The organism is Planctomonas deserti, assembly GCF_003067705.1.
In the GTDB taxonomy this organism is placed as follows: Bacteria; Actinomycetota; Actinomycetes; order Actinomycetales; family Microbacteriaceae; genus Planctomonas; species Planctomonas deserti.
In genome coordinates this window covers 506,240-530,312 of the sequence record NZ_QANL01000001.1, presented here as the reverse complement: position 1 = coordinate 530,312, position 24,073 = coordinate 506,240, and the positions used below count along the sequence as shown (strand labels likewise).

Sequence of the window (24,073 nt, the reverse complement as noted above, 5' to 3'; positions counted from 1 at the left end):
CCCGCGGCCCGATCGTCGCGCGCCGTAGCCCCCATTCCGGGGGCATAGCGGGGTCGGACGGGCCGAACCCCTCCTTCGGCGGGTTAGGGTTCGTGAAGCGGTATTTCCGGGGGAAAGGCTTGTGCATGCGGAATGACGACTCCAGTCCGAAGGTCGTCGTCGCCGTACTCACCTACCGGCGTCCGGGGGACCTGGCCGAGGTCGTTCCGATGCTCGTGGCGGAGGCGGCGACCATCGACGTGCGGGCCGAGGTGCTCGTGGTCGACAACGATCCCGCCGGCGGAGCGGCGGATCAGGTCGCGGCCATGGCGTCCGACGCCCTTCGATACGTCCACGAGCCGACGCCTGGTATAGCCGCGGCCCGTAACCGCGCCATCCGCGAGAGCGCGGGCGCCGACTTCCTCGTGTTCATCGACGACGACGAGCGGCCGACGGACGGCTGGCTGCGCACGCTGCTCGCCTGCGCCCGGGACACCGGCGCCGCAGCGGTGGCCGGACCCGTGATCTCGACCTTCTCCATTGAGCCGGACGAGTGGGTGCGGGCCGGACGGTTCTTCGACAGACGCAGGCTGCCCACGGGCACGGTCGTGTCCCTCGTCGCCACGAACAACCTCATCATCGACCGGCGGCAGCTCGAGGCCATGGGCGTGACCTTCGACGAGCGCTTCGGCCTGAGCGGCGGATCCGACACCCTGTTCAGCCGGCAGGTGAGCCAGCGCGGCGGGACCCTCGTGTGGTGCGACGAGGCGGTGGTGCACGACGTCGTGCCACCGCAGCGCCTCACCCGGGCGTGGGTCCTGCAGCGCGCCCGCCGCCTCGGCAACTCCTGGGTCACCACGTCGCTCGCCGCGGCACCGTCCCCCGCCGCACGCGCGCGGGTGCGCGTCAGCCACGGCGCCCGCGGCGTGCTGCGGCTGGGCGGCGGCGGCGCGCGCTACGTGTCCGGCGTCGTCACCCGCGACATGTCCGCGCGGGCCCGCGGCATCCGCACCTGCGCGCGCGGCTGGGGTCTCCTCGCCGGGTCCGTCGGGGTGGTCTTCTCCGAATACAAGAGGAAGGAAGGGTCGTCATGACTCGGCCGAGCAACGAAACGACCTCCGCCCGCCCGAGCGGCGCCACCCCCCGCCAGGACCGGTCCTTCGGCGCCTCGGTGCGCGCCCTCGCCGCGTCCCAGAAGTCCTCGAAGGGCGCTCCCGCGTACTCCCGCTACGTGAACCGCCCCCTCGGCCGTGTCTTCGCCGCCCTGGCCTACGGGGCGGGGCTGACGCCCAACGGCGTGACGGCGATCAGCGCGGTCACGACCTTCGCGGGGATCGCCGTGATCGCGACCCTGCCGCCGACGCCGGGCTTCGCCGTCCTCACGTCCGTCCTGCTCGTGCTCGGCTACGCGCTGGACTCCGCGGACGGGCAGCTCGCCCGGCTCCGCGGCGGCGGCAGCCTCGTGGGCGAGTGGCTCGACCACATCGTCGACTCCATCAAGTCGAGCGCCCTGCACGCCGCCGTCGCGATCGCCTGGTTCCGGTTCCTCGACCTCGACCCGGTCTGGCTCCTCGTGCCGCTCGGCTACACCGTGGTCTCCGCGGTGTTCTTCTTCGGCATGATCCTCACCGACCAGCTGCGGCGGCTCAACCGCGGCAGCACCGAGATGATCCTGCGCCACGAGGGACGCACGTCGCTGGCGTACTCGCTCGCCGTCATCCCGGCCGACTACGGCCTCCTCTGCCTCGTGTTCCTCCTGGCGTGGTGGTCGCCCGTGTTCGTGGGCATCTACTCGCTCCTGTTCCTCGCCAACCTGCTGATCCTCGCGGCCTCGCTCGTGCGCTGGTACCGCGCCGTCGCCGGCCTCCAGCGGAACCCGGCATGAGCCGCTTCTCCGGGCTCGACTCGACCCGCGCGCTGCGCCTCGCCGACCTCGGCTTCGCCCGGCGCGTGCTGCCCATGGCCCTCCGCGGGCTGCTGCGCAAGCCGTTCGTCGGCAGCGGGCGCGGCCCGCTCTTCGTCGGCAGAAACGTGCGGCTCTCCGGCCTCGGCCGGGTGCGGCACACCGGCCGCCTCGTCATCGAGGACGGCGCGGAGGTGCAGGGCCTGGCCAAGCGCGGCCTGTCGTTCGGCGCGGACGTGTCCATCGGTCCCGGCTCCATGATCCGGCCCTCGAGCTACTACGGCGGCGAGGTCGGCGAGGGGCTCGTGATGGGCGACCGCTCGAGCATGGGCGCGGGCTGCTTCATCGGCTGCTCCGGATACATCGAGATCGGCGACGACGTCATGCTGGGCCCGGGCGTGCGCATCTTCTCGGAGAACCACGTGTTCGACGACACCTCGAGGACCATCAAGGCGCAGGGCGTCGAGCGCGGCACCGTCCACATCGGCGACGACTGCTGGATCGCCAGCGGCGCGACGATCACGGCGAACGTCCGGATCGGCTCAGGCGTCGTGGTCGCGGCGGGCAGCATCGTCACGTCCGACGTGCCCGACAACGCCGTCGTCGCCGGCGTGCCGGCCCGGGTGCTGCGCTACCGCGGCGCGACCGAGCGCGCGTCCGACGCCGCGAGCCGGGCCGCGTCCCAGCACTGACCCCGAAGCTCACCCTCCAGCGCTGACCCTCCGCCGCCGACCCCCCGCGGCTGACCCTTCGCGGGGTCCCGCGTCGCGGCGGAGCTGTGCCGGTGCGGTGCGCTGCGTGCTGATGCGGTGCGGTGCGGTGCCGTCCGTGGTGCCTGCACGGCCGTCAGCGGCGGCTCAGGGCCCGCTCGTAGAGCTCGCGGTGTGCGCGGCCGATCGGCTCCCACTCCCGCGCCGACAGGTCCGGCCTGGCATCGTCCGACGGCAGGTCGCGCAGGGCGTCGGCGAGCACCTCGGGCGTGAGGGGAGAGGCGAAGCGGCGCACCCAGGTGTCGCCCACCTCGGCGGCGAGGTCGCGCGTCACGTCGTTGTCGGGCACGAGGACCGCCCGGCCCAGGGACAGCGCGAGCAGGGCCGCACCGGAGTTGTGCATGTCGGCGTACGGCAGCACCACGAGCTCGGCGCCCGTGAGCTCGCTCGTCAGCGTCGCGTCGTCGACGTAGCTGAGCAGCAGGGTCACCCGGTCGTCGCCCGCCACCGCGTCCGTGACGGCCTTCTCCGTGGCGGGGTCGCTCGGCTTCCCCATGACGAGGAGCGTGCGTCCGTCCGCCGCCGCGCCGCGGAACGCCGCGACCAGCTCGGGGACGTTCTTGTAGGGGCGGATGAGGCCGAAGTAGGCGAGCCGGCCCGGCCGGGGAGACCGCCGGGGCTGATCGGCGAACCAGTCGCGGTAGTGGCCGTGGGTGATCGTCTCGACCGGACGGTCCGCGGGGGCCGGGGTGCGCGGGTTGAGGCGCACGAACGCCGCGGTGCTGCGCCAGAACAGATCGAGGATCACGTCCTCGATGCGGCTGCCCGACTCGTGGGCGCCGGTGTTGTGCAGCGTCCGCACGATGGCCACCCGGGTGAGCCGCATGCGCAGCAGGAGGGCCAGGGCGAGTGCTCGGCGCAGCCCGGTCTTCACCGGGCTCGTCCCGCGCAGCAGGATTTCCGGCCAGTGCGTGTGGAACACCTCGTAGCGGCCGAGCAGCGCCGTGCGCCAGGAGAACGAGAGCACGCTCGTCCCGTCGGGCAGCGACGCGTAGAGCTGCGTCAAGTACGGATTGGTGGTGGAGCGGCCGAGGCGGAACGGCACGAGCACGCGGATCTCGCGCTGCGGCGCCCTCACGCGTCGGCCCGCACCACGGGGGTGGGGTAGGTCGAGGTGAAGTCGCCCCACTCGCCGCTCCGGTTCTTCGGCAGGAAGGCGAGGCCGAGACCCAGGATGAGCGGCAGCGACGACGTGTAGATCGTGTTGAAGCCCAGGTTCCACAGCGTGATGACGGCGAGGAAGAGCACGAGACCGGTCGCGTGCGCCTCGGCGATGGAGACCGAGAGGTAGCGGATGAGGACGACGGCGATGTACGCCGCGAGCACCAGGCCGAGCACGCCGGTGATCGCCCACAGGTCGCCGGTCACCGAGTGCAGCTCGATCTTGTCGCCGAACATGAACTGCTCGACGTAGCCGTTGTCCGGGTTGTAGTCGATCTGGTGCATGCCGATCTTGGCGATGAGGATGTCGTTCGCGTTCGCGAGCGTTCCCGCGCCGAAGCCCCAGACCTTCGTGGTGATGAGGGCGACCGAGGCAGCGAACTCGGGCCGCCCGCCGAGGAGCACGGAGCCGGCCCGCTCGAGCTGCTCGATCGACCGCGCCTGGGACTCGGGTCCGAGCACGCCGGCGACGAGCATCGCGGATCCGACGTTGTACACGATGATCGCGAGCACGACGAAGAGCAGGAAGGTCGCCCTGCTCGAGAACCGCCGGTTGTGGGCGGCCGCGACGATGGCGCCGCCGATCATGGTCGCCGCGAGCAGGAGGTCGGCGAAGAAGGCGCGCGAGTCCTGCAGCGCCGACGCCGTTGCGAGCACGAGGAGCACGAGCACCTGGATCACCCGGCGATGCGCCACGGCGACAAGGGAGAGCGCGATGATGGCGATGGGCACCCCGACGAAGAACTTCCAGGGGTTCTCCGACGCGAACGCGGACGAGTTGATGGCGCCCCACAGCATGCCGAGGCCGAAGGAGAGGCCGATCGCCCGCACCGTCAGGAAGTCGCGGGCCCAGAGCACGACGCCGACGCCGCAGACCGTGCCGAGGACGAGCAGGGTGTTGACGAACGTGTTGGTCGAGGAGATCTCGTGGTCGGACGCCGACAGGTCCGTCAGCACGAGCGCGGCCACCGACGCGGCGACGCCGAGCAGGATGAACCCGCGCGCGCCGCCGTACCGCTTGAGTACGGGCAGCCACACGGGAGCGAGGCCGAAGGCCAGGACGTAGCCGAAGGTCAGGCCCTCGACGACCATCTGGCGGGAGCCGAGGAGGAACAGCACGACCACCGCGACGAGCGGCGAGAGCCATTCGGCCCGCCGGACCCCGTCCAGCCGCCCGGCCGTGCGCGAAGTGGCGGGCGCGGCCGGAAGCGGCGCCGGCTGGTCGAGTACGTCGGTCCGCGAGGCCGAGCCGACGCCGGTGCTGTCGGTCACGACGCGGGGACGGCCGCCGCGCGTCTGCTGCTCCGCACGGTCTCACGGTCGCGGCCGGCCGCGCTCCGGCCCAGCGCGTACAGCACACCGGCGACGAGCCCGCCGAGGGCGCCGACCGCGATGTAGTTGCGGGTGTTGGGGGCGACGGGGAACTGCGGGTCCGGGCCGGCGGCCAGCAGGCGCACGCGCACGAGGGCGGCGTTCGACTCCGAGTCCGCGGGCGAGAAGCGCTCGATCGCCGTGGCGAGGGACGCGGTGAGCGCGTCCGCGATGGTCGCGGAGCGGCTCGACGAGCGGTCGGTCACCGACACGTTGATCACCATCGTGTTGAGCGGGTTCTCCGCCGTCACCCGCTCGGCGAGCTGGTTCGGCGTCACCTCGAGGCCGAGGTCGCGGATGACCGGGTTCAGCACCTCGGGCGTCCGCGCGAGCTCCGTGTACGTCGGCATCAGGTTGCGGGTGAACGTCGAGCCCTGAGCGAGCTCGCTCGCGTTCTCGACACCCGTCAGCATGATGTAGATGCCGCTCGTCGCGCGGTAGGTCGAGGGGATCAGCTGCGCGATTCCCCAGCCGGCGAGTCCACCGAGGACCGCGAGCATCAGGACCGCGACCCACCGCCTCAGGACAACGGCCACATAGTCATTCAGCTTCAACGAGAAATCCCTTCACCGGCGGGCCGCATGGATCTGCGGCGGCCTCAACAACCTTACTTCGCGGTCTGAAAAGCCACCGGCCCCGTTCCGGGGGGTACAGTGACGCCTTTCAGTGCGAGGACAGCGGACGCGACCGCGTGCCGGTACTTCTGCAGGCTGTGCCGCTCGAGGGCGATCCCGCTGTCGAGGAGCGCGGCGACGCGCTCCGAGTCCCAGTTCTCGCGCACGGACTGCAGGGCGTCCGCGATGGACTCCGCGTCTCCGGCGGGTACGAAGGTCGCCGAGGCGTACCCCGCGGCCGCCTCGCGAAGGCCGGACGTATTGCTGACGATGACGGGCCGCGCGGCGAGGACGGCCTCGACCGCGGCGTTCCCGAAGGGCTCGTCGAGGCGCGAGGGCACCACCGCGACGTCGGCGTCGCGCAGGGCGTCCCACACGGAGGGCACGAACCCGGTGAACGAGACGTCGTCCTGCAGGCCGCCCTCGGCGATGGTGTCGTGGAGCTGCGTCTCGTACCACTCGTAGCCCGGGAAGACCGCGCCGACGAGGGAGAGGTGCACGGGGACGCCGCGCTCCTTGAGCGTGCGCACAGCGGCGAGCAGGAGGTCGACGCCCTTGCGCGGAGAGAGGCGGCCGACGTACACGACGCGCAGCCGGTCGTTGACGCTGCGGCGCGCCATGGTGGCCGCCGCGGGGCCGGGGACGCCGTTGTAGATGGTGGTCGTGCGCGACGCGAGGTGCGGGATGGACGACGTGAGCACGCCCTTGCTGTACTCGCTGTTGGTCACGATCGAGTCCGCGAAGAGCAGCGGGAGCGCGAGCAGCCAGCGCACGGACGCCGGGGCGGAGCCCTCCGCCTCGTGCACGTGGCAGAGCGAGCGCTTCCGGCCGAGGCGGGCCGCGAGGATCCACAGCGGGATCGTCACGGTGCTCACGTACACGACGTCCGGGTTCACCTCGCGGAGGAAGCGGAGGCTCGTCACGAGGTCGCGCGCGGCCTGCACCATCAGCCCGAGGAAGGCGGCCGGGGAGAGCAGGCTCTTCCGCAGCACGGGGGTCGGGGAGTACTGGACGGAGGCCCCGCGGGCCAGGATCTCGGGCACCAGGGGCCCCGGGCCGGGCAGGGTGACGACGACGCGCGCCCCCGCCTCGACGAAACCGACGACGCTCTCGAGCATCACGCGGTCCGAGCCGTACAGGTCGGCGCTGGGGTGAGCGACGAGGACCGTGCGGGTGGTGTCTTCGGTCGATCGTTCGGGCGATCGATTGTTCTTCATGAGGTTGTCGCCATTTCTCTGTGGGGCCACAGTCTTCCTAGGGTGAAAGCCAGCGTGCCTCCGTGATGCGCCGCATGTCGGGTGGCGGCGATCAGGGCTGTTGCCAGGAGTTGGGGCTCCAGGCTGCTCTCGGTGGGGCGTACTCCCGCGGCCGCGTGCAGCGTCGCGAGCTGGGTGTCGAAGCCGCCTTCCCGGGCCGCGTCGAGCAGGTGCTCGTCGCGGATCAGGAGGGAGCAGGCATCGAAGAAGTAGGGGAGCTCGGCGCAGTCCTCGAAGTCGATGACCGTCCACTCCCCGGTTGGCGTCACCATAACGTTCAAGCCGGTGAGGTCGCCGTGGGAGAGCGCGAGCGGCCAGGACCGGGCCGCTGCGCCGAGCTCCTCCGCGGCGGTGCGGACGCGCGCCGCGAGCTCGGTCGGCACCGACGGGTCGGCCAGCACGGCGCGCACCGCCGCCTCGACCTGGTCGGCGGCCGTGCCGCGTCGGGTCGCCGCGACGGCGCCGGCGCTCGCGGTGAGCATGTCGCGCGCGACGGCGAGCCGCACGGCGGGCGACTGCTCGCGGAGCACCGACCCGGGCGCCAGGTCCTCGGTGAGGGTACGACGGTCCCGGTCGAGGCTCCAGCCGGGTCCGGGGAAATGGCGCTGCAGCAGCTCGCGGTGCGTCTCGTAGCCCACGGGGAGGTTCGCCCGCCTCCGGTGCACGACGACCCCGCGACCGGCGTCGAACAGGATGAGCCCGCCGGCCTTGGTCTGGACGACCGTGGTGGCGGAGCCGGTGCGACCGGCACCGGCGCCGGCTCGCAGGATCGGGAGCGCCGGAGGCATGAGCCGGGTGAGGATGCTCAGGGCGCGCGCCGACGAGGAGCGGGGTCGCGGTGCGTGCATCGCGGGAAACGCCGCGTCGCCCGCGCGGTGCGCGTGGCCGGCCGACTCGACGACCCAGCGCCCGCCCTGGAGCAGGGGCGCCTCCTCGCGCAGCCGGCCCGCGAGCGCGGCCTTGCCGCGTCGGATCGAGCCGAGCCGTCGTAGAACGCTTCCCGGGGTCATCGCTTGCCCTTCCGCCGGGAGACCATGCGCCGCAGGAAGGTGAGGATGACGGCGGCGTCCCGGCGCACGAACGGCACGAGGGCCACGGCGAGGAGGACGTAGCCGACCGCGAAACCGCCGCCGATGAGCAGCTGCAGCACGGGACCGACGGCGAGGAACGTCGCGCTCCAGGCGGCGAGGCCGCAGGGCAGGCTGATCACGCCGACGATCCGCAGGGCGTTGCCGAACAGCGGCCCGGTGGGCACGCCGCTCACGGCCCCGACCCGCCACAGCGACACGGCCCAGTGCAGGGCGTAGGCGATGGTGGAGCCGGCGGCGACGCCGACGGGGCCGAAGGGAACGCCGGCGAGCATGATGAGCACCATGATCGGGCGCACGGCGAGGAACATGCGCAGCTGGGCGCCGGTGAGTCCGAGCGAGAGGTACATCCAGTAGGAGATCTGGGCGATGGCACGGAACATGCCGCCCACCGCGAGGACCGCGAAGATCGGCGCGACGGCGGCCCAGCGCTCACCGAAGAGCACGGCGACAAGCGGAACGGCGAGGCCCGCGCTCACCGCGAACACGCTCGCCGTGACGTAGGCGCCGACGAGCTGCGCCTTCAGCAGGTAGCGCTGGTAGCGCTCCGTGTCCTCCTGGATGCGGGACAGCACCGGCAGGGCGACCCGCGTCATCGGGGCGTTGATCTGGTTGAGCGGCGTCATCAGCAGCTGATAGGCCCGGTCGTACAGGCCAAGGGGGCCGGCGCCCCACACGATGCCGATCGAGATGCTGTCGACGTTCTTCGTGATGTAGGAGATGGCCTGGGTGCCGAGCAGCCCGCCGCCGAAGCGCATGAAGCGGCGGATGGAGACGTGCCGCTTCGGCAGGCCGGGGCGCCAGCGCGACGCGATCGCGCAGAGGAGGAACGAGACGACCGTCGTGGTGAGCTGCTGGAGGATGATCGCCCAGTAGCCGAGGCCGAACAGGGCGCCGACGATGCCCGCAACAATGCCGAGGGTGACACAGACGACGTCGATCGTGGCGAGCGCGGTGAACCGCATGCTCCGGGTGAGGTCGGCCTTGAACTGCGTGTTCAGGCCGCTGACGACGAACGACACCGAGAGCGCGTAGACGATGGTGGAGAGCCGTTCGTCGCCGTAGAGCAGAACGATGAGGGGGCTCGCGAGCACGGCGGCGACGGCGCAGGCCAGGCCGAGCCCCGTGTTGGCCCAGAACAGATTCGTCCGCTCGTCCGAGCTCAGCGTCTTCGACTGGATGGCCGCGCTCGAGAGGCCGAAGTCGCGGATGACCTCGGCGATGCTCACGACGGCGGCCGCCATCGCGACGAGACCGAAGTCGCCCGGGACGAGCAGCCGGGCGAGGATGACCGTCGAGGCGAACTGCAGGATCACCCGCATCGCCTGGCTGAGCAGGGTGACGCCCGATCCGCGAGCGGCCGCGTTCGCGAGGCTCATCGAGCCGCGCCCGTCGGCCGGGGGCCGGCCGGCGTCATCCGCGAGCCGATCGTCGCTCGGCTCTGCCCCAGGTTGAGAGGGGTCGATACGACTGGAGGGGGGCTGGACCGTCATGGCTCACCGGCCGCCTTCCCGCGCGCACACGCCGGCGGACGCCGCCGCGGCGGCCCGCGGCACGGTCACCACGTCGGCCCGCGGGCGCGGAGCCGCGCCGGCGGCCGGCTGCGAACCGTGCCGCGTCGCGGTCGGGTCCTGCGAGCGGTGTGCCATGAAGTGCCTATCGGGTCTTGAGGATCGGAGATCGTCACGGTCCGTTCCGAGAAGAGCTGCCCTCGCGCGGCTGGCCGCCGCACGTGCGCCGTCGGCAGAGCGGACTCGGCCGTGCACTCCCCGGGAATCCCGTGATGCGAAAGTTTAGTAAGCGCCGACCGGATGCGTCAGCACCCGGAAGGTGCGCCACATGATGACGAGGTCGCCGGTGATCGACCAGTTCTCCACGTAGTAGAGGTCGAGGCGCACGCTCTCCTCCCAGCTGAGGTTGGAGCGGCCGTTCACCTGCCACATGCCGGTGAGGCCCGGCTTGATGAAGAGGCGGCGCTTCACGTGGCCCTCGTAGCCCTCGACCTCGCGGGGAAGCGGCGGGCGGGGTCCGACGAGGCTCATGTCGCCGACGAGGATGTTCCACAGCTGGGGGAGCTCGTCGAGCGAGTACTTCCGCAGCACCTGGCCGACCCGGGTGACGCGGGGGTCGTTCTTGATCTTGAAGAGCAGGCCCGAGCCCTCGTTCTGGTCCAGGAGGCCCTTGAGGTCGTCCTCGGCGGTCTCGACCATGGAGCGGAACTTGAGCATGTGGAACGTCTGGCCGTTGCGGCCGACGCGCTCCTGCCGGAAGAGCACCGGGCCGGGGCTGTCCGTGCGCACGGCGAGGGCGATGACCGCCATCACGGGAAGCAGGAAGAGCAGGGCCATGGCGGAGACGCCGATGTCGAGCGCCCGCTTCATGACGTGCTTGGCGCCCTCGTACTGCGGCAGCTCGACGTGCATGAGCGGGAGGCCCTCGACGGGCCGGAAGTGGATGCGGGGGCCGGCGACGTTGGTGAGGCCGGAGGCGAGGACGAGCTCGGCGCCCGTGCCCTCGAGGTCCCAGCCGAGGTCGCGGATATAGGTGTCCGGGGCCGACGCGGGCTTGCCTGCGACGATGACCGCGTCCGCACCGACCAGCGAGGTGGCGCGGGCGACGTTGTGGACGTCCGCGACGACGGGAATCGTGCGGGCGCCGAGGCGCACGGGTCCGCGCTCGTCACCGTCGATGGCGGTGCCGACCACGTTGTACGCGGCGCCCCACTTGCGCTCGATGTGGCCGACGACGTACTCGACGTCCTTCCGCGAGCCGACCACGATCACCCGGGAGAGGTAGTTGCCGAACTCGCGCTGCTTGGTCAGCCACTGCCGCCACAGCCACCGGCTTCCGGCGAGACCGGCGACGCCGAGCGGGAGCGCGACGATGAAGAAGCCGCGGGCGATGTCGATCTTGAGCACGAGGAAGACGACGGCGAGCAGGCCGAAGGTGAGCCCGCTCGCGTGCACGACCCGCTTGTACTCGGTCACGCCGACGCCGAGGACCCGGCTGTCGCGCGTGTGGTAGCTCGCCATGCTGGCGATCCAGGTGACGACGATGAGCGCGGCGATCGCCCAGTAGTCCGCGCTGAGCTCCACCGACTCCTCGACCCCGAAGCGCGCGATGAACGCCGTGACGACCGTGAGGAGGATGATCAGGGTGTCCGAGACCACGAGCTTGCCCCGGTAGCGCTTCGACCAGGCCGTCCCCGGTGCTGTGGGGGAGGCGGTCGCTGCCCGGCGCCCGGCGGAGCCGAGGGCGCGGATGCCCGCGAGGTCGATGGTCGGGACGCTCGGACTGAGCTTCGTGTCGATCTCAGTCATCGTGCTGTCCGCTGCTGAGGAGAGGCGAGGGTGAGGCTACGCGTCGAGTGATGCTCGGTCGACACGCCGCCGAAAGGGCGATCATGCGATGTGCCTGCGTTTCGGGGGTTACAGGTGCGGGACAGGGAGGCGCGCTGCCTGGGTGGAGCAACGCGAGGGTGTGATCGGGCGGCGTGCTGGGAGTCACGCGACCGGTGCGAGCAGGGTGAGGGCTTGCACGAACTTGAAGGCCACCAGCCTGAATATCCGGTGAACACTCCTGAATATCAGGTTAACGTCTACAGGTTCGGTTCCCCGACACTATCGGTAGCCACCCTCGGAGAGGTACCCCATTTCGGGGGACTGGTCCGGGCAGGCGGCCGGCGCGGTGGGCCGGGGCCCCTCGCCACTAGATTTGAAGGATGACCACGCTCGGCCCCTCGCGGCAGGATCCCGTCGGCGGCGGCGCCGGAGAGGGCATGTCCGACTGGCCAACCGGGCGCCTGCTGTCCACCGCAGCGCGCCTCGTCGAGCACGCCTGGGTCGAGGTGCTCGACGAGCTCGGGCTCACCCACGCCGGCCTGATCGTGCTGCACGTGCTCGGGGAGGGTCCCTTCAGCCAGCGCGACCTGGCCCGGCGTGCGCGCGTCGAGACGCAGACCATGTCGCGCACGCTGGAACGCCTGGAGCGCGAGGGGTACGTCACCCGCACCCGTGACCCCGAGGACGGCAGGCGGCACCTCGTCGCCCGCACCGAAGCGGGAGCGGCCGCCTGGCAGGCGGCACGGAGCAGGGAGGCCGACCTCTTCCCTCCCCTCTCTCAGCACGACGCGCTCCGGGACGCGCTTCTCGAGATCATCGACGCGGTGGCCGCCAAACGCTGGTCGGGGTCCTGACCGGCGCCAGAGCCCGACCGGCGGCAGTGCTCGACCGGCGGCAGAGCCTGACCGGTTCCGGGGGAGTGAGGAGCGACATCCCCGAGGGCCGGGGGATACGCTCGTGCCGAGGACAGGAGGCCGCCATGGCGAATCCCGGTGAGCAGAACGAGCCGATCATGGACGGCGTGCACGGCGAGGACGGCTCGCGGCAGGCCAAGACCGACGGCATCCTTGCGCAGAGCGAGCAGGACTTCACCGGGCGCCCGGTGGAGGACGTGCTCGATCTCCTGACGCAGCGCTTCGAGCAGTCGGGCGTCCCGGTCGATCAGGACTTCCTGCAGCGCGAGGCCCGGCGGATCTCCGGTCTCTGACGTCCGGCCGCTGGCGAGCGCCCTCTTCGCGGAAAGCTTCCACTACTCACCCCGATAATCAATCCCTTGCAGCTATTTCCTCCAGGCGTTTGTCTTGGACGGCGGGATAACCTCGGGTCCCGCCGAAATGCTAGGGGTGGTCACGGGATGGGCGAAGTCGCCGACGCGATGGCCGTGCGAGCCGATGAGTGCTCCTGCGCCCCCGCAACCTCGATGTGGCGCCAGCTGGAGGACGGGCTTTGGGCCTTTTCCGAGCGTCCCGGTTCCCTCCGGGTGATCGAGCGCTGCGGTGATGCCGAGTACGTGGTGCACAGCGGTCACCGGTCCCAGCTCGGTCGGTTTCCGAGTCTCTCCGTCGCCATGAGCGCCGCCGCCGCCGGGGTCCCCGCCGCCGTCGCCTGACCGATCCGATCCCCTGAGGGGGCATCCCGCTCGTTTCCCCACCTCGCGTAGTACCCCCGAACGAGGGGCGTGGCAACCCCCTTGCCGCGACCCGGTGCACCGGACTTGCATTGAATCGTGCCTCGACATCTGGGTCGGGGCCCGAAATCAGCAGAGGAGCGCACGATGGTCAACGACCAAACAGGTGGCTTTGAGACGCAGACGACGACCTCCACGGCCAAGAACGAGGCGGCAGGCCTCGCGAGCGAGGCGAAGGGATCCGCCCAGCAGGTGGGCGGGGTCGCCAAGGAGCAGGCCTCGAAGGTGGCTTCCGAAGTAGGGCAGCAGGCCAAGGGCATGCTGCACCAGGTGACCGGCGAGCTGCGCTCGCAGGCCGGCACCCAGCAGCAGAAGGCGACGACCGGGCTGCAGAACGTGAGCCAGCAGCTGCACTCCATGGCGGACGGTGCCGACTCCGGCGTCGCCTCGAACGTGGTCCGCGAGGTCGCGACCCGCGTGAGCAGCGCGGCCAGCTGGCTCGAGAACCGCGAGCCGGCCGAGCTGCTCGAGGACGTCAAGCGCTTCGCGCGTCGTTCGCCGGGCCTCTTCATCGCGATCTCCGCGGGAGCCGGCCTCCTGGCCGGGCGCCTGACGAAGGCCCTCGTCTCGAACGCGCAGGACGAGAAGCAGTCCGCGGGCTACACCGGCGGCACCACGACCGTGGACTACGGCTACGGCTCGACCACGGGCACGACCGGCAGCGGCTACGCGACCGGCGCAGGCCTGGCCGGCGGCTACACCGGCGGCAGCTACAGCGACGCCCCGGTCGGCTCCGCCACGGCGCCGTTCGTCGCCCCCGCGGGTGACCCGGTCGTCGACGAGACCCTCGGCTACGACGAGTTCGGCACGAACATCGACGGGACCCCCCGCGGTGACGCCGGAGGCCGACTGTGACCGATCCGTTCATCAGCGATCGCTCTGCCGGAGCGGCGCACCCCGTGGGGCCCGACCCCGACAGCCCCAGCGAGCGCGCGGCGAACGAGTCGCTCGGATCGCTGCTCGGCGAGGTGACGCGTGACATCTCCACGCTCATGCGCCAGGAGGTCGAGCTCGCCAAGGCGGAGCTCAAGCAGTCCGCCACCAAGGCGGGCAAGGGCGCGGGGATGTTCGGCGGGGCAGCCGTCGCCGGCTATTTCGTCCTGCTCTTCCTCTCCATCGCGCTGTGGTGGGGCCTCGGCCACCTGATCGACAACGGCTGGTCTGCCGTCGTCGTCGCCCTCATCTGGGGCATCATCGGCCTTGTCCTGTTCCTCCGCGGCAAGAAGGAGCTCAAGCAGGTCGAGGGGCTCCCGCAGACGACCGATTCCATCAAGAAGATTCCCGAAACCTTTAAGAACGGAGAACCGCGATGAGCGACCCCGACCAGATCCGCGAGGAAATCGAACGTACCCGGCGCGAACTGGGCACCGATGTCGACGCGCTCGCCGAAAAGGTGAGCCCGTCCAGCATCGCCCACCGCCAGACAGACAAGGTCAAGAGCGCCGTTGGTGGCGCCGTGAACAGTGTGAAGGAGCGTGTCATGGGAGTCGCCGATGATGTGAAGAGCGCCGGATCGTCCGCGCTGCACTCGGCGGGGGACCACGCGTCGTCCGCCGGTGGTGGCCTGCACTCCGCCGGCTCGTCGGTCGGCAGCAGCCTGTCCTCCGCGGGCAGCACCGTCGCCGCGGCCCCCGGCCGCGCTGTCGAGAAGGCGAAGGGCAACCCCCTCGCCGTCGGCCTCATCGCCTTCGGTCTCGGCTGGCTCGTCTCCTCGCTCATCCCGTCCACGGACAAGGAGCAGGAGCTCGCCTCCAACGCCAAGGAGGCGGCGGCGCCGCTCAAGGAGAAGGTCACCGACGCGGCCAAGGAGGTCGCCCAGAACCTGAAGGAGCCCGCCCAGGAGGCGGCCCAGTCGGTGAAGGGCACCGCCCAGGAGGCCGTGTCGACCGTCAAGGACGAGGGCGCCTCCGCCGCCAGCGACCTCAAGGGTTCGGCGCAGGACGCGAAGCAGTCGGTTCAGGACAGCAGGACGCCGTAGTCTTCCCCACCGCGCCTGAGCCGAGATGACTGTCTCGGCGCCCAGAAGGCCGAGACAGCGACCGGCCGCCCACCAGGGCGGCCGGTCGTTCGGCGTTCGGGCCCCGTGGCGCGCGAACCACCCGTCGCGGCTGATCCCGACGGGTGTCACCGAGCGCGCGTCATGCCATCGGCCCACCGAAGAAGGAGGCGGCCATCCTCACGGTTCCCATCTCCGTGGTCATCCCGGTGAAGGATGACGCACGCCTGCTCGAGCGCTGCCTCGACGCGCTGGACGGGCAGACGGTGCGCCCGCTCGAGGTGATCATCGTCGACAACGGCAGCACCGACGACAGCGCCGCGGTCGCTCACGCGCACGGCGCCCGCGTCCTCAAGGAGCCCGCTCCGGGTATCGCGGCCGCAAGCAGCACCGGATACGACGCCGCAACAGGCGCCGTGATCGCCCGCTGCGACGCCGACTCCGTTCCCCCCGCCGACTGGCTGCAGCGTATTGCCGTGGCCTTCGCCTCAGATCCCGCGCTCGCCGCCCTCACCGGGCCGGGGCGCTTCTACGGGGTGTCCCGCGCGACGGCCGCGGTAGGAGCCGTCCTGTACATGCGCGGCTACTTCGCGAGCATGACCGTCGCCCTCGGGCACCCGCCGCTCTTCGGGTCGAACGCCGCCTTCCTCGCCTCCGCCTGGCGGGCCGTGCGGTCCGGCGTCCACCGCCACGACCTCGGCATGCACGACGACGTCGACCTCAGCGTGCACCTGGGCCCAGAACGGCGCATCCGGTACGACCGCCGGCTCGTGGTCGACGTGTCCGGGCGGCCGCTCGTGGACGCTGCGGGCATGGGGCTGCGCGCCCGCCGCGGCGTGCGCTCCATCGTCGCGCACTGGCCCGGCGAGCTCCCCCCGCACCGATGGCGCGCGCGCATCGCGGCAGACCTGCGCCGCCGAGGAGGAGCCCGCCCGTGAGCCAGAGCGACCCCTCGAACCTGGGCTACGACACCGAGCACCGGCTGCCCACCGCCGAGGAGCACCGGGCGCTCGCGACGTCGGTTGGCTGGGACGACCACTTCGACTGGGCGACGCTGCCGCAGTCGCTCGCCGGCTCGCTTACCGGCGTCGTCGTGCTGCGCGCGGGCGCCCCCGTCGCCATGGGGCGACTGGTCGGCGACGGGGCGCACTACTTCTACGTGCAGGACGTGATCGTGCATCCCGACCACCGCGAGGAGGGCCTCGGCACCCTCGTGCTCGAGGAGCTGCTGGCCTGGATCGCCCGGACGGCCCCGTCGGACGCCTTCGTCGGGCTCTTCTCGAGCCCCGAGGCCGAGACGCTGTACGCGGAGCACGGGTTCGACACGCGGGACATGACCGGGATGCACCGCACGGTGCACCCGCTGCGCCTGGGAAGTGGGGCCGGGATTCCGACAGGCGGGGGTACGGATGCGTAGGGTCGACCGCATGGAAGCAGAGAATCCCTCGTCCCGACAGTCGCTCCGGGAGGTCTTCACCGACCGGCTCGGCTGGCTCGGCGTCCGCAGCGCCCAGATCCTCCTCGTCATCATCCTGGCGGCCATCGTCGTCTTCGGGCTCATCCAGGTGAAGCTCGTCGTCATCCCCGTGCTCGTCGCGCTCATCCTCGCCGCCGCCGTCGCGCCGGTCGTCAACGGCATGCGCCGCCGCGGGGTCTCCGCCGTCCTCGCAACCTGGATCACCCTGCTCGCGGGCATCGCCGCGTTCGGCGGCATCATCACCCTCATCGTCTTCGCCGTGCGGAACCAGTGGGACGAGCTGGCGTCGTCGGCCATCGAGGGTCTGGACCAGCTGCAGAACCTGCTCTCCAACGGCCCCATCCCGGTGGACGAGGAGCAGATCAACGGCGCCCGTGAGGCCGTCGTCCAGTTCCTCACCAGCAGCTCGTTCGGCTCCGGCGCCCTCGCCGGTGTCTCCGCGGCGGGCGAGTTCATCACCGGCGCGCTGCTCACGTTCGTCGTCCTCTTCTACTTCCTCAAGGACGGCGGCGACATCTGGAACTTCTTCCTCCGCCCGTTCCGCGGCGAGCGGCTCGAGCGCGGTCGCCGCGTCGGCCTCGTCTCGCTGAAGGTCCTCGGCGGCTACGTGCGCGGCACCGCGCTCATCGCCTTCGTCGACGCCCTGGGCATCGGCATCGGTCTCGTCATCCTGCAGGTCCCGCTCGCCCTTCCGCTCGCCGTGGTGGTGTTCATCACCGCGTTCATCCCCATCGTCGGCGCCACCCTCGCGGGCATCCTCGCCGCGCTCGTCGCGCTCGTGGCCAACGGTCCGGTCGCCGCGCTCTTCGTCCTCGGCGTCGTCGTGCTGGTCAACCAGCTCGAGGGCAACCTGCTGCAGCCGATCATCATGGCTCGGTCGCTCAAGCTGCACGCCCTCGTCATCCTCGTCGCGCTGACCGCGGGCACCATCCTCGGCGGCATCGTCGGTGCGGTTCTCTCGGTGCCGATCGCCGCGGTCGCCTGGGCCATCATCAAGGTCTGGAACCGGCCGGAGGACGGCAGCTTCGACCGGCCACGACGGGTCGCGCGCGGGGCCGCGCACGCGGTTGCGGCGCAGCCCGCCGCCACGTCCTGACCGGGACCATGGGCGACGAGCGCGGCGCGCGACCCGAGGCCGGTGCCGGCCCGGTGGCCGTCGCCGCCGGGCGCCTCATCGCCGCCGTCTTCGCCGGGCTGAAGCTCGTCCGGCCGGTCCGCCCCATCCACCCGCAGGGGGTCGCCCTCACCGGCGTCCTGGAGCGCACGGGCACGGCCGTGCCGTCCGGCATCACCTGGGTCGACGCCCCCGGCCACGATGCCGTCGCCGGCCGCGTGTCCCGGTCGATCGGCCTGCCGCACGCGCTGCCCGACATCGTCGGCCTCGCCCTTCGCCTGGAGGGCGGGCCCGGCGGCGACCTCTTCCTCGCCTCCACCGGGTTCGGGGTGCCGTCGCGATACCTGCTGCGTCTGCTCCTGCGCGCCGACCGGGCCCGCTACACGACGCTGCTGCCCTACCGGGGTGGGCGCGGTGCGGTGCTGATCGGCGCGCGGACGCTGACGGCGCCACCCCTCCCCGCCCGGCCGCGGGAGCTGGCCGACGCCCTGTCCGGCGGGGAGTGGGTCCTCGGGATGTACCACGCGCGCCCGCTCGGCCGTTGGCACCGCTTCGGCACCCTGACGCTGCGGCTCGAGAGCGCGCCCGGCGACCTGGTCGCCGACGGTGGTCTCGACACCGACCGGCGGCTCGATCCGATGCTGCACGTCCTTCCGGGCGCCGCGCACTACCCCTGGATCGCCGCCGTGCGCGAGCCGGCCTACCGGGTCGCGCGCAGGCGGCGCGCCTGACCTGCGGAGTCCGGTCCGCGCGAGGCGCGGGGCGGACCCCGCCGGATCAGCGTGCGGGTCCGTGCGGCCGGATCAGAGCGGCGCGTTGACGCTCGTCGTCTCGGAGACGATCTCCCACAGGATGCGGCCCAGCTCGTCGTCCTGGGAGAGGCGGCTGCCGTTCACCGCGGTGGGCCGCCCACGCAGCTCGCCGATGCCCCGGGGCGCGATGAACTGACCGCCCCGGACCCCCGGGAACGTCGCGGCGAAGAGCTGCGGCAGGGCGCCCTGCTCGACGGACTGGCCGACGGTCCGCATGAACACGCTCGAGGCGACGCTGACCGGCGCGGGAGCGTTCGATCCGATGTTGCTCCCGATGTTCGTCGAGGTGAGCCCGGGATGAGCGGCGACGCTGATGGTCTGGGCGCCCGTGCTGCGCAGGCGGCGGTCGAGCTCGCGCGCGAACAGCAGGTTGGCGAGCTTCGTGCGGCCGTAGACGTCGAAGGCCGAGTAACCCTCGCCGCGGATGTCGGCCCGGATGCGGGCGGCGTCCAGGCTCGCCCTGCGGTGCGCGATGCTCGTCACCGTGACGACGCGGCTGCCGGGGAGGTCGGTCATCATCGGCAGCAGGTGCCAGGTGAGCGCCATGTGGCCGAGCACGTTGGTGGCCCACTGCAGCTCGAACCCGTCCACGGAGAACTGCAGCGGCGGCGCCATGATGCCCGCGCTGTTGATCAGGAGGTCGACGCCGGCCGCCGAACGCTCGCGCACGGTGTCCGCCGCCCGGCGCACGTCGCCGAGGTCGGACAGGTCGAGGTGGACCAGCTCCGGCGCGGCGCCGGTTGCGGCACGGGACACGGTCTCGAGCGCGGACGCGCCTTTCTCGTCGTCGCGGCTGCCAAGGAAGACCCGTGCGCCATGAGCGGCGAGCACCTCGGCGCTCCGCAGGCCGAGGCCGCCGGTCGCGCCCGTGACGAGGGCGGCCTTCCCGGTGAGGTCGGGCATTCTGTCATCGGTCCATGAGGTCATGGCCCCAGTCTCCCCTGATGGGCGCCGCGGTGCGAGGCGACCCCGCCGGGCTCCGGGGACCCCGGGAACCAGAAAAGCCGGCCACGGGGACTCCGGGACCGGCGATGGTGGCTGGACGCGGCATCGATCCGCGGACCTTTCGATTTTCAGTCGAACGCTCTACCAACTGAGCTACCCAGCCGAAGAGGGGACGAGCCCCTCATAAGGAAAAAAGCCCTTCCGCCCGGGAGTCGGAACTCCGAGGGGAAGCGCTTGTCCTTGCGACCCTGACCGGACTTGAACCGGCGACCTCCGCCGTGACAGGGCGGCGCGCTAACCAACTGCGCTACAGGGCCTCGTGATGAAACCTGTGTATTAAGTTATTCCGTTCGTGACCCCAACGGGATTCGAACCCGTGTTAACGCCGTGAAAGGGCGCCGTCCTAGGCCACTAAACGATGGGGCCGCGGTATCGAAGGCGATCGTGCTGCCGAGGGAAAAGCATACGGGTGCTGAGCGCATTTGCCAAACCGAGCCCGCCAGGCCCGGAATTCCGGGCCTCATGCCAGGTCGGCGGATCTCGGTGAACCGGCTTGGGGGCACGTGGACCGGGGGAGCCCGCCGTGCCGGACCGCTCCGCGACGGCTCCCGAGGGCTCGGCTGGGTGGCCCGGAAGCAGACCCGGAGATGCCTGGATCCGGCCCGCGGAGGGGGCGGCTCCCGGCCAAAACCTAGGGTCCACTCTGTACAAAAGACGCTCGGTTGTTACTGTTAGGGCTGGTAACAGTGTGATCACTGTTTGAATCACCCCCTTGCAGGGGTCGCAGCCGGCGCGGAATAGACCGATTGTGGGCTTAGGACACGAAGGGCCGTAATTTGACGCAGGCACACATCTGGGAGAGCACGCGCGACCGCGCGGCGGCCTTTCGACGCCGCACGGTCCGGGCAGCGTGCGCGGGAGCGACCGCCGTCGCCCTCGTCGTCGGCGGCTTCGCGGCGCCGGCCTTCGCGGATGAGTACCCGTCCTGGGAGGACGTGAAGGCGGCCCAGAGCACCGAGGCCGCCCAGGCCGCCCTGGTGGCGCAGATCAAGGCCGATCTCGCCGCGCTGCAGCAAGAGGTGGCCGCGGCCACCGCCCTCGTCGAGAAGCGCGGACAGGAGTACTTCGACGCGCAGCAGACCTTCGACGACAAGACCTTCGAGGCGAGCGAGCTCCAGCGCCAGGCGGACGAGGCGCACGCCGCCGCCGACGCCTCCAAGCACCAGGCGGGACTCCTCGCGTCCCAGCTCGCCCGCACGGCGGGCGGCAACCTGTTCGTCAGCGGCGAGGACAGGGCTGACGACCTGCTCTACCAGCTCGGCGCGATGAGCAAGCTCAGCGAGAAGACCGACCAGATCTACGTCAAGGCCAGGCAGCAGCAGAACACCGCGCAGTCGCTCACCGACCAGGCGAACGTCGCCAAGGAGCAGCTGGGCGCGCTCGCCGACGCCGCCCAGAAGGCGCTCGACGAGTCCGTGTCCGCTCAGCAGGCCCTGGAGGCCAAGCAGGCCGAGGACGAGCAGCACCGGGCCGACCTCGAGGCCCAGCTGACCGTCCTCGTGCAGAAGGCCGACATCACCGAGGCGCAGTTCGCGGTGGGCGAGCAGAAGCGCCGCGAGGCCGAGGCCGCCGCCGCCGCCGCGGCAGCCGCCGCGGCGAGCGCCGCAAGCGCGACGGTCGGCGGATTCTCCGGCCCCGCGTCCCCGGGTGGCGTCGTCGCCGCATCCGGCTGGGCGGCGCCCATGAACGGCGCGCACTCCTCCGGCTTCTACGGCAACCGCTTCCACCCGATCGCCAAGACCTGGCGCTTCCACGCCGGCGAGGACATGATCAACGGCGGCACCTGCGGCGCCCCGCTCTACGCGGCCGCGGCCGGCACCGTGACCTACTCCGGCGTCAAGGGCTCGTACGGCAACTTCATCCTCATCGACCACGGCAACGGCATCTCGACCGCCTACGGCCACATCATGCCGGGCGGCCTCCTCGTGGGGAACGGCGCGAGCGTCGCGGCGGGGCAGAACATTGCCCGCGCGGGCACAACCGGCGGCTCCACCGGCTGCCACCTGCACTTCGAGACCCGCATCAACGGCGCGACCGTCGATCCCGTCACCTTCATGCGCGCCCGCGGCGTCCAGATCACGTCCTCGCGGTAGTCCTTCTCGATGAATCCCGCGCGCTCCTCGACCGTCGCCGTGTCCACGGCCGCGATCGGCGTGCTCGCGGTCACGGGCGGCATCGTCGCCCCCGCGGCGTTCGGTGCGCCGGACTACCCGTCCTGGGACGACGTGCAGCAGGCGAAGGCGGGTGAGGCGTCCACCCGGGCCGCCGTCGAGCGCATCATGGACCTCCTCGTCGGCCTCCAGGCCGCGGCGGACTCCACCGGCATCGTGGCCCTGCAGAAGGGCGAGGCGTACGCGCAGGCGAGCATCGAGCTGGAGGCCGCGACCGAGAAGGTCGAGCAGCTCACCGGCCAGGCCGAGGACGCGGCCGACCGCGCGCTGACCTCGCGCATGCGAGCGGGGCTCCTCGCCTCGCACCTGGCGCGCGCAGGCGGCGACGCGTCCATGAAGCTCTTCCTGAGCGGTGCGGACGCCGACGACCTGCTCTACCAGCTCGGAACCGCAAGCAAGCTCACCGAGTCGGCCCAGGGCATCTACGACGAAGCCGTCGCCGACCGAAACACCGCGCAGTCCCTCGGCGAGCAGGCCGCGGTCGCCAAGAAGGAGCGGGCCGAGCTCGCGGACCGCGCCGCCGCGGCGCTCGAGGAGGCCGACGCGGCCGCGACGAGCGCGCAGGCCGCCCTCACGGAGCAGCTGCGGAAGAACGACGAACTGCTGGCGCAGCTCGCGCTGCTGAAGAACACGACGGCCGAGCTCGAGGCGCAGTACATCGCCGGCATCACGCGGCCGGCGGTCGAGGTGCCCGCCGCGTCCGCCGCCTCTTCGGGAACGCGGGCGGACTCCGACGAGGACGCCGACGACGAGCCCGCAGCGGACGAGTTCCCGCGCGCGACGACCCCGGGCGGCGCCACCGCGCCGGCCCCCGTTGCTCCCGCGCCCACCGCTCCTCGCCCGGTCGAGGTGACCCCCCGACCCGCGCCGGCTCCCGCTCCTGCTCCCGCTCCGGCCCCCGCTCCTGCCCCGCGGCCGCCCGTGCAGGCTCCCGCGCCTGCCCCGGCTCCCGCGCCTGCCCCGGCTCCTGCTCCCGCGCCGGCCCCCGCCCCCGGTGCGGGCGCCCCGAACGCGAGCATCGCGCAGGGCGCCATCGCCTTCGCCCGCGCCCAGATCGGCAAGCCGTACCAGCTGGGCGGCGCCGGTCCCGCCGTCTGGGACTGCTCCGGGCTCATGATGAAGGCGTACGGCAGCGTCGGCGTCTACATCGGCGCCCACGGCGTCACGAGCCAGTACAACACCCTGCAGAGCCAGGGCAAGCTCGTCCCGTTCAGTCAGCGCCAGCCCGGCGACATCATCTTCTGGGGGTCGCTGAACGGCTCGAAGTACCACGACGCCATCTACATCGGCGGCAACCAAATCATCGCGGCGCCCAAGCCGGGCGACGTCGTGAAGCAGCAGTTCCTCTGGGGCAACGACATCGTGCCCTTCGTCGGCCGCCCGAGCGCCTGACCCGCGTTCTCCGCGACCGCCCGCCTGATCCTGCCCAGGCAGCGGCATCGTGCCCAGCTTCAACCTGCGCAGGGTGCCCCTGCCTGGGCAGGGGCACCAGAGGCGGCAGCGCTCGCGGGCCGGTTGCGTCGCTTCGACAGGCTCAGCGACCGTAGCGGCAGCGCTCGCAGGCCAGGGCGTCGCTTCCACGGGCCCAGCGGCCGTGCAGGCGGCGCTCGCGGGCCGGGTGCGTCGCTTCGACGGGCTCAGCGACCGTAGCGGCGGCGGCCGCGGGCCAGGTGCGTCGCTTCCACGGGCTCAGCGGCCGCGTCGGCTCGGCAACCGGGACTCGTCCCGGGATGCACGAAGCCGCCGCCGGCCGGCGCGGGTGCGCTCGGCCGACGGCGGCTGACGGGGTGGTGCCTAGTGGCCCTCGGCGGCGAGCTTCTCGATGCCCGCCTGCACGATCTGCTCCGCCTCCGCGGCGTCGCCCCAGCCCTCGGTCTTGACCCACTTGCCGGGCTCGAGGTCCTTGTAGCGGTTGAAGAAGTGCTCAATCTCGTCCCGCGTCTGCTGCGGCACGTCGGTGATGTCCTGGATGTGCGCCCAGCGCGGGTCCTTGAACGGCACGCAGATGATCTTCGAGTCGATGCCCGCCTCGTCGCTCATGTTGAACACGCCGACCGGGCGCACCTTCACGCCGACGCCGGGGAAGACGGGGTACTCGAGCAGCACAAGCGCGTCGACCGGGTCGCCGTCGAGTCCGAGCGTGTTCTCGAAGAAGCCGTAGTCAGTCGGGTACACGAACGACGTGAAGAGCACGCGGTCCAGGTACACCCGGCCCGTCTCGTGGTCCACCTCGTACTTGTTCCGGCTCCCGCGCGGAATTTCGATGACGACGTCGTAGCTGGCCATGCGGTTGCTCCTCAAGTGGGTGGGTGAATCGCTGCAATAACG

Annotated in this window: 24 protein-coding genes and 3 tRNA genes; 15 read left to right on the top strand and 12 right to left on the bottom strand. The window is 71.6% G+C overall.

The window, feature by feature from the left end:
• The first annotated feature begins 125 nt into the window (after positions 1-125).
• From DAI20_RS02435 to DAI20_RS18885, 3 genes are read left to right on the top strand one after another with little or no spacing between them, the layout of a single operon-like run.
• Positions 126-1,073 (top strand): glycosyltransferase family 2 protein, encoded by a 948-nt coding sequence (locus tag DAI20_RS02435; RefSeq protein WP_108248976.1) that lies wholly within the window; start codon positions 126-128, stop codon positions 1,071-1,073.
• The gene (locus DAI20_RS02430) at positions 1,070-1,864 is read left to right on the top strand and encodes a CDP-alcohol phosphatidyltransferase family protein (protein WP_108248975.1); all 795 of its coding nucleotides are present in this window, start codon (positions 1,070-1,072) and stop codon (positions 1,862-1,864) included. The genes DAI20_RS02435 and DAI20_RS02430 overlap by 4 nt, the downstream gene beginning before the upstream one ends.
• Positions 1,861-2,574 carry an acyltransferase gene (locus DAI20_RS18885; RefSeq protein ID WP_108248974.1) on the top strand — a complete coding sequence of 238 codons (714 nt, stop codon included), beginning with the start codon at positions 1,861-1,863 and terminating at the stop codon, positions 2,572-2,574. The genes DAI20_RS02430 and DAI20_RS18885 overlap by 4 nt, the downstream gene beginning before the upstream one ends.
• A 154-nt stretch (positions 2,575-2,728) precedes the next feature.
• Here DAI20_RS18885 and DAI20_RS02420 read toward each other — a convergent pair whose 3' ends face one another.
• The 7 genes from DAI20_RS02420 to DAI20_RS02390 all read right to left on the bottom strand — a co-directional run bounded on the left by DAI20_RS02420 (position 2,729) and on the right by DAI20_RS02390 (position 11,462).
• Positions 2,729-3,730: a glycosyltransferase family protein gene (locus DAI20_RS02420; protein WP_108248973.1), complete on the bottom strand. Its 1,002-nt coding sequence runs from the start codon at positions 3,728-3,730 to the stop codon at positions 2,729-2,731.
• Positions 3,727-5,085, bottom strand: a complete 1,359-nt coding sequence (locus DAI20_RS02415; RefSeq protein WP_108248972.1) for a hypothetical protein — start codon at positions 5,083-5,085, stop codon at positions 3,727-3,729. Before DAI20_RS02415 ends, DAI20_RS02420 begins: the two co-directional genes overlap by 4 nt.
• Positions 5,082-5,738: a YveK family protein gene (locus tag DAI20_RS02410; RefSeq protein WP_108248971.1), complete on the bottom strand. Its 657-nt coding sequence runs from the start codon at positions 5,736-5,738 to the stop codon at positions 5,082-5,084. Before DAI20_RS02410 ends, DAI20_RS02415 begins: the two co-directional genes overlap by 4 nt.
• A gap of 53 nt (positions 5,739-5,791) precedes the next feature.
• Positions 5,792-7,015 carry a glycosyltransferase family 4 protein gene (locus DAI20_RS02405; RefSeq protein ID WP_108248970.1) on the bottom strand — a complete coding sequence of 408 codons (1,224 nt, stop codon included), beginning with the start codon at positions 7,013-7,015 and terminating at the stop codon, positions 5,792-5,794.
• Complete coding sequence (locus DAI20_RS02400; protein ID WP_108248969.1) at positions 7,012-8,064, bottom strand: phosphotransferase; 1,053 nt, start codon at positions 8,062-8,064, stop codon at positions 7,012-7,014. The genes DAI20_RS02405 and DAI20_RS02400 overlap by 4 nt, the downstream gene beginning before the upstream one ends.
• A complete protein-coding gene (locus DAI20_RS02395; protein WP_159084879.1) occupies positions 8,061-9,521 on the bottom strand; it encodes a lipopolysaccharide biosynthesis protein in 1,461 nt (486 codons plus the stop codon). Before DAI20_RS02395 ends, DAI20_RS02400 begins: the two co-directional genes overlap by 4 nt.
• A gap of 414 nt (positions 9,522-9,935) precedes the next feature.
• Positions 9,936-11,462 carry a sugar transferase gene (locus DAI20_RS02390; protein ID WP_108248967.1) on the bottom strand — a complete coding sequence of 509 codons (1,527 nt, stop codon included), beginning with the start codon at positions 11,460-11,462 and terminating at the stop codon, positions 9,936-9,938.
• 401 nt (positions 11,463-11,863) lie between these two features.
• Between DAI20_RS02390 and DAI20_RS02385 the strand changes: the two genes are divergently transcribed.
• The 10 genes from DAI20_RS02385 to DAI20_RS02340 all read left to right on the top strand — a co-directional run bounded on the left by DAI20_RS02385 (position 11,864) and on the right by DAI20_RS02340 (position 18,488).
• Positions 11,864-12,337, top strand: coding sequence for a MarR family winged helix-turn-helix transcriptional regulator (locus DAI20_RS02385; RefSeq protein WP_205781324.1), 474 nt, complete (start codon positions 11,864-11,866; stop codon positions 12,335-12,337).
• Positions 12,338-12,462: 125 nt separating this feature from the next.
• Complete coding sequence (locus DAI20_RS02380) at positions 12,463-12,690, top strand: hypothetical protein (protein WP_108248966.1); 228 nt, start codon at positions 12,463-12,465, stop codon at positions 12,688-12,690.
• 147 nt (positions 12,691-12,837) lie between these two features.
• Positions 12,838-13,092, top strand: a complete 255-nt coding sequence (locus DAI20_RS02375) for a hypothetical protein (RefSeq protein ID WP_108248965.1) — start codon at positions 12,838-12,840, stop codon at positions 13,090-13,092.
• Between the two features lie 165 nt (positions 13,093-13,257).
• Positions 13,258-14,025, top strand: coding sequence for a hypothetical protein (locus tag DAI20_RS02370; protein WP_108248964.1), 768 nt, complete (start codon positions 13,258-13,260; stop codon positions 14,023-14,025).
• A gap of 44 nt (positions 14,026-14,069) precedes the next feature.
• Positions 14,070-14,483, top strand: a complete 414-nt coding sequence (locus DAI20_RS02365; RefSeq protein WP_240605922.1) for a phage holin family protein — start codon at positions 14,070-14,072, stop codon at positions 14,481-14,483.
• Positions 14,480-15,148 (top strand): DUF3618 domain-containing protein, encoded by a 669-nt coding sequence (locus DAI20_RS02360; RefSeq protein ID WP_108248962.1) that lies wholly within the window; start codon positions 14,480-14,482, stop codon positions 15,146-15,148. The genes DAI20_RS02365 and DAI20_RS02360 overlap by 4 nt, the downstream gene beginning before the upstream one ends.
• A gap of 143 nt (positions 15,149-15,291) precedes the next feature.
• Positions 15,292-16,104 (top strand): glycosyltransferase family 2 protein, encoded by an 813-nt coding sequence (locus DAI20_RS02355; protein ID WP_240605824.1) that lies wholly within the window; start codon positions 15,292-15,294, stop codon positions 16,102-16,104.
• On the top strand, positions 16,101-16,583 hold the full coding sequence (locus tag DAI20_RS02350) for a GNAT family N-acetyltransferase (RefSeq protein WP_159084878.1): 483 nt from the start codon (positions 16,101-16,103) through the stop codon (positions 16,581-16,583). The genes DAI20_RS02355 and DAI20_RS02350 overlap by 4 nt, the downstream gene beginning before the upstream one ends.
• Before the next feature lie 10 nt (positions 16,584-16,593).
• Positions 16,594-17,739 (top strand): AI-2E family transporter, encoded by a 1,146-nt coding sequence (locus tag DAI20_RS02345; protein WP_205781323.1) that lies wholly within the window; start codon positions 16,594-16,596, stop codon positions 17,737-17,739.
• Between the two features lie 8 nt (positions 17,740-17,747).
• Complete coding sequence (locus tag DAI20_RS02340) at positions 17,748-18,488, top strand: hypothetical protein (RefSeq protein WP_240605823.1); 741 nt, start codon at positions 17,748-17,750, stop codon at positions 18,486-18,488.
• A gap of 72 nt (positions 18,489-18,560) precedes the next feature.
• Here the strand turns inward: DAI20_RS02340 and DAI20_RS02335 are convergent, their stop codons facing one another.
• From DAI20_RS02335 to DAI20_RS02320, 4 genes are all read right to left on the bottom strand, one after another.
• Entirely contained in the window at positions 18,561-19,496 is a 936-nt protein-coding gene (locus DAI20_RS02335; RefSeq protein ID WP_108248959.1) for an oxidoreductase, read from the bottom strand.
• Between the two features lie 105 nt (positions 19,497-19,601).
• A tRNA-Phe gene (locus tag DAI20_RS02330) sits at positions 19,602-19,677 on the bottom strand.
• An 80-nt stretch (positions 19,678-19,757) separates the two neighbouring features.
• Positions 19,758-19,831 (bottom strand) — tRNA-Asp (locus DAI20_RS02325).
• A gap of 36 nt (positions 19,832-19,867) precedes the next feature.
• A tRNA-Glu gene (locus DAI20_RS02320) sits at positions 19,868-19,940 on the bottom strand.
• A 410-nt stretch (positions 19,941-20,350) separates the two neighbouring features.
• On the opposite strand from DAI20_RS02320, the gene DAI20_RS02315 reads away from it, so the two are divergent.
• Together DAI20_RS02315 and DAI20_RS02310 are read left to right on the top strand one after the other, a co-directional pair.
• Positions 20,351-21,667, top strand: a complete 1,317-nt coding sequence (locus tag DAI20_RS02315) for a M23 family metallopeptidase (RefSeq protein WP_108248958.1) — start codon at positions 20,351-20,353, stop codon at positions 21,665-21,667.
• A 9-nt stretch (positions 21,668-21,676) separates the two neighbouring features.
• Positions 21,677-23,137 (top strand): C40 family peptidase, encoded by a 1,461-nt coding sequence (locus DAI20_RS02310; protein ID WP_108248957.1) that lies wholly within the window; start codon positions 21,677-21,679, stop codon positions 23,135-23,137.
• A gap of 402 nt (positions 23,138-23,539) precedes the next feature.
• On the opposite strand, the gene DAI20_RS02305 is transcribed toward DAI20_RS02310, so the two are convergent.
• Positions 23,540-24,031 carry an inorganic diphosphatase gene (locus tag DAI20_RS02305; protein ID WP_108248956.1) on the bottom strand — a complete coding sequence of 164 codons (492 nt, stop codon included), beginning with the start codon at positions 24,029-24,031 and terminating at the stop codon, positions 23,540-23,542.
• Between the last annotated feature and the right edge of the window lie 42 nt (positions 24,032-24,073).

What these genes read in the sequence shown, in the direction of transcription:
- DAI20_RS02435 (WP_108248976.1), top strand. Translation starts at nt 126, where the DNA reads ATGCGGAATGACGACTCCAGTCCGAAGGTCGTCGTCGCCGTACTCACC.
- DAI20_RS02430 (WP_108248975.1), top strand. Translation starts at nt 1,070, where the DNA reads ATGACTCGGCCGAGCAACGAAACGACCTCCGCCCGCCCGAGCGGCGCC.
- DAI20_RS18885 (WP_108248974.1), top strand. Translation starts at nt 1,861, where the DNA reads ATGAGCCGCTTCTCCGGGCTCGACTCGACCCGCGCGCTGCGCCTCGCC.
- DAI20_RS02405 (WP_108248970.1), bottom strand. Translation starts at nt 7,015, where the DNA reads ATGAAGAACAATCGATCGCCCGAACGATCGACCGAAGACACCACCCGC.
- DAI20_RS02400 (WP_108248969.1), bottom strand. Translation starts at nt 8,064, where the DNA reads ATGACCCCGGGAAGCGTTCTACGACGGCTCGGCTCGATCCGACGCGGC.
- DAI20_RS02395 (WP_159084879.1), bottom strand. Translation starts at nt 9,521, where the DNA reads ATGAGCCTCGCGAACGCGGCCGCTCGCGGATCGGGCGTCACCCTGCTC.
- DAI20_RS02390 (WP_108248967.1), bottom strand. Translation starts at nt 11,462, where the DNA reads ATGACTGAGATCGACACGAAGCTCAGTCCGAGCGTCCCGACCATCGAC.
- DAI20_RS02385 (WP_205781324.1), top strand. Translation starts at nt 11,864, where the DNA reads ATGACCACGCTCGGCCCCTCGCGGCAGGATCCCGTCGGCGGCGGCGCC.
- DAI20_RS02380 (WP_108248966.1), top strand. Translation starts at nt 12,463, where the DNA reads ATGGCGAATCCCGGTGAGCAGAACGAGCCGATCATGGACGGCGTGCAC.
- DAI20_RS02375 (WP_108248965.1), top strand. Translation starts at nt 12,838, where the DNA reads ATGGGCGAAGTCGCCGACGCGATGGCCGTGCGAGCCGATGAGTGCTCC.
- DAI20_RS02370 (WP_108248964.1), top strand. Translation starts at nt 13,258, where the DNA reads ATGGTCAACGACCAAACAGGTGGCTTTGAGACGCAGACGACGACCTCC.
- DAI20_RS02360 (WP_108248962.1), top strand. Translation starts at nt 14,480, where the DNA reads ATGAGCGACCCCGACCAGATCCGCGAGGAAATCGAACGTACCCGGCGC.
- DAI20_RS02345 (WP_205781323.1), top strand. Translation starts at nt 16,594, where the DNA reads ATGGAAGCAGAGAATCCCTCGTCCCGACAGTCGCTCCGGGAGGTCTTC.
- DAI20_RS02340 (WP_240605823.1), top strand. Translation starts at nt 17,748, where the DNA reads ATGGGCGACGAGCGCGGCGCGCGACCCGAGGCCGGTGCCGGCCCGGTG.
- DAI20_RS02335 (WP_108248959.1), bottom strand. Translation starts at nt 19,496, where the DNA reads ATGACCTCATGGACCGATGACAGAATGCCCGACCTCACCGGGAAGGCC.
- DAI20_RS02310 (WP_108248957.1), top strand. Translation starts at nt 21,677, where the DNA reads ATGAATCCCGCGCGCTCCTCGACCGTCGCCGTGTCCACGGCCGCGATC.
- DAI20_RS02305 (WP_108248956.1), bottom strand. Translation starts at nt 24,031, where the DNA reads ATGGCCAGCTACGACGTCGTCATCGAAATTCCGCGCGGGAGCCGGAAC.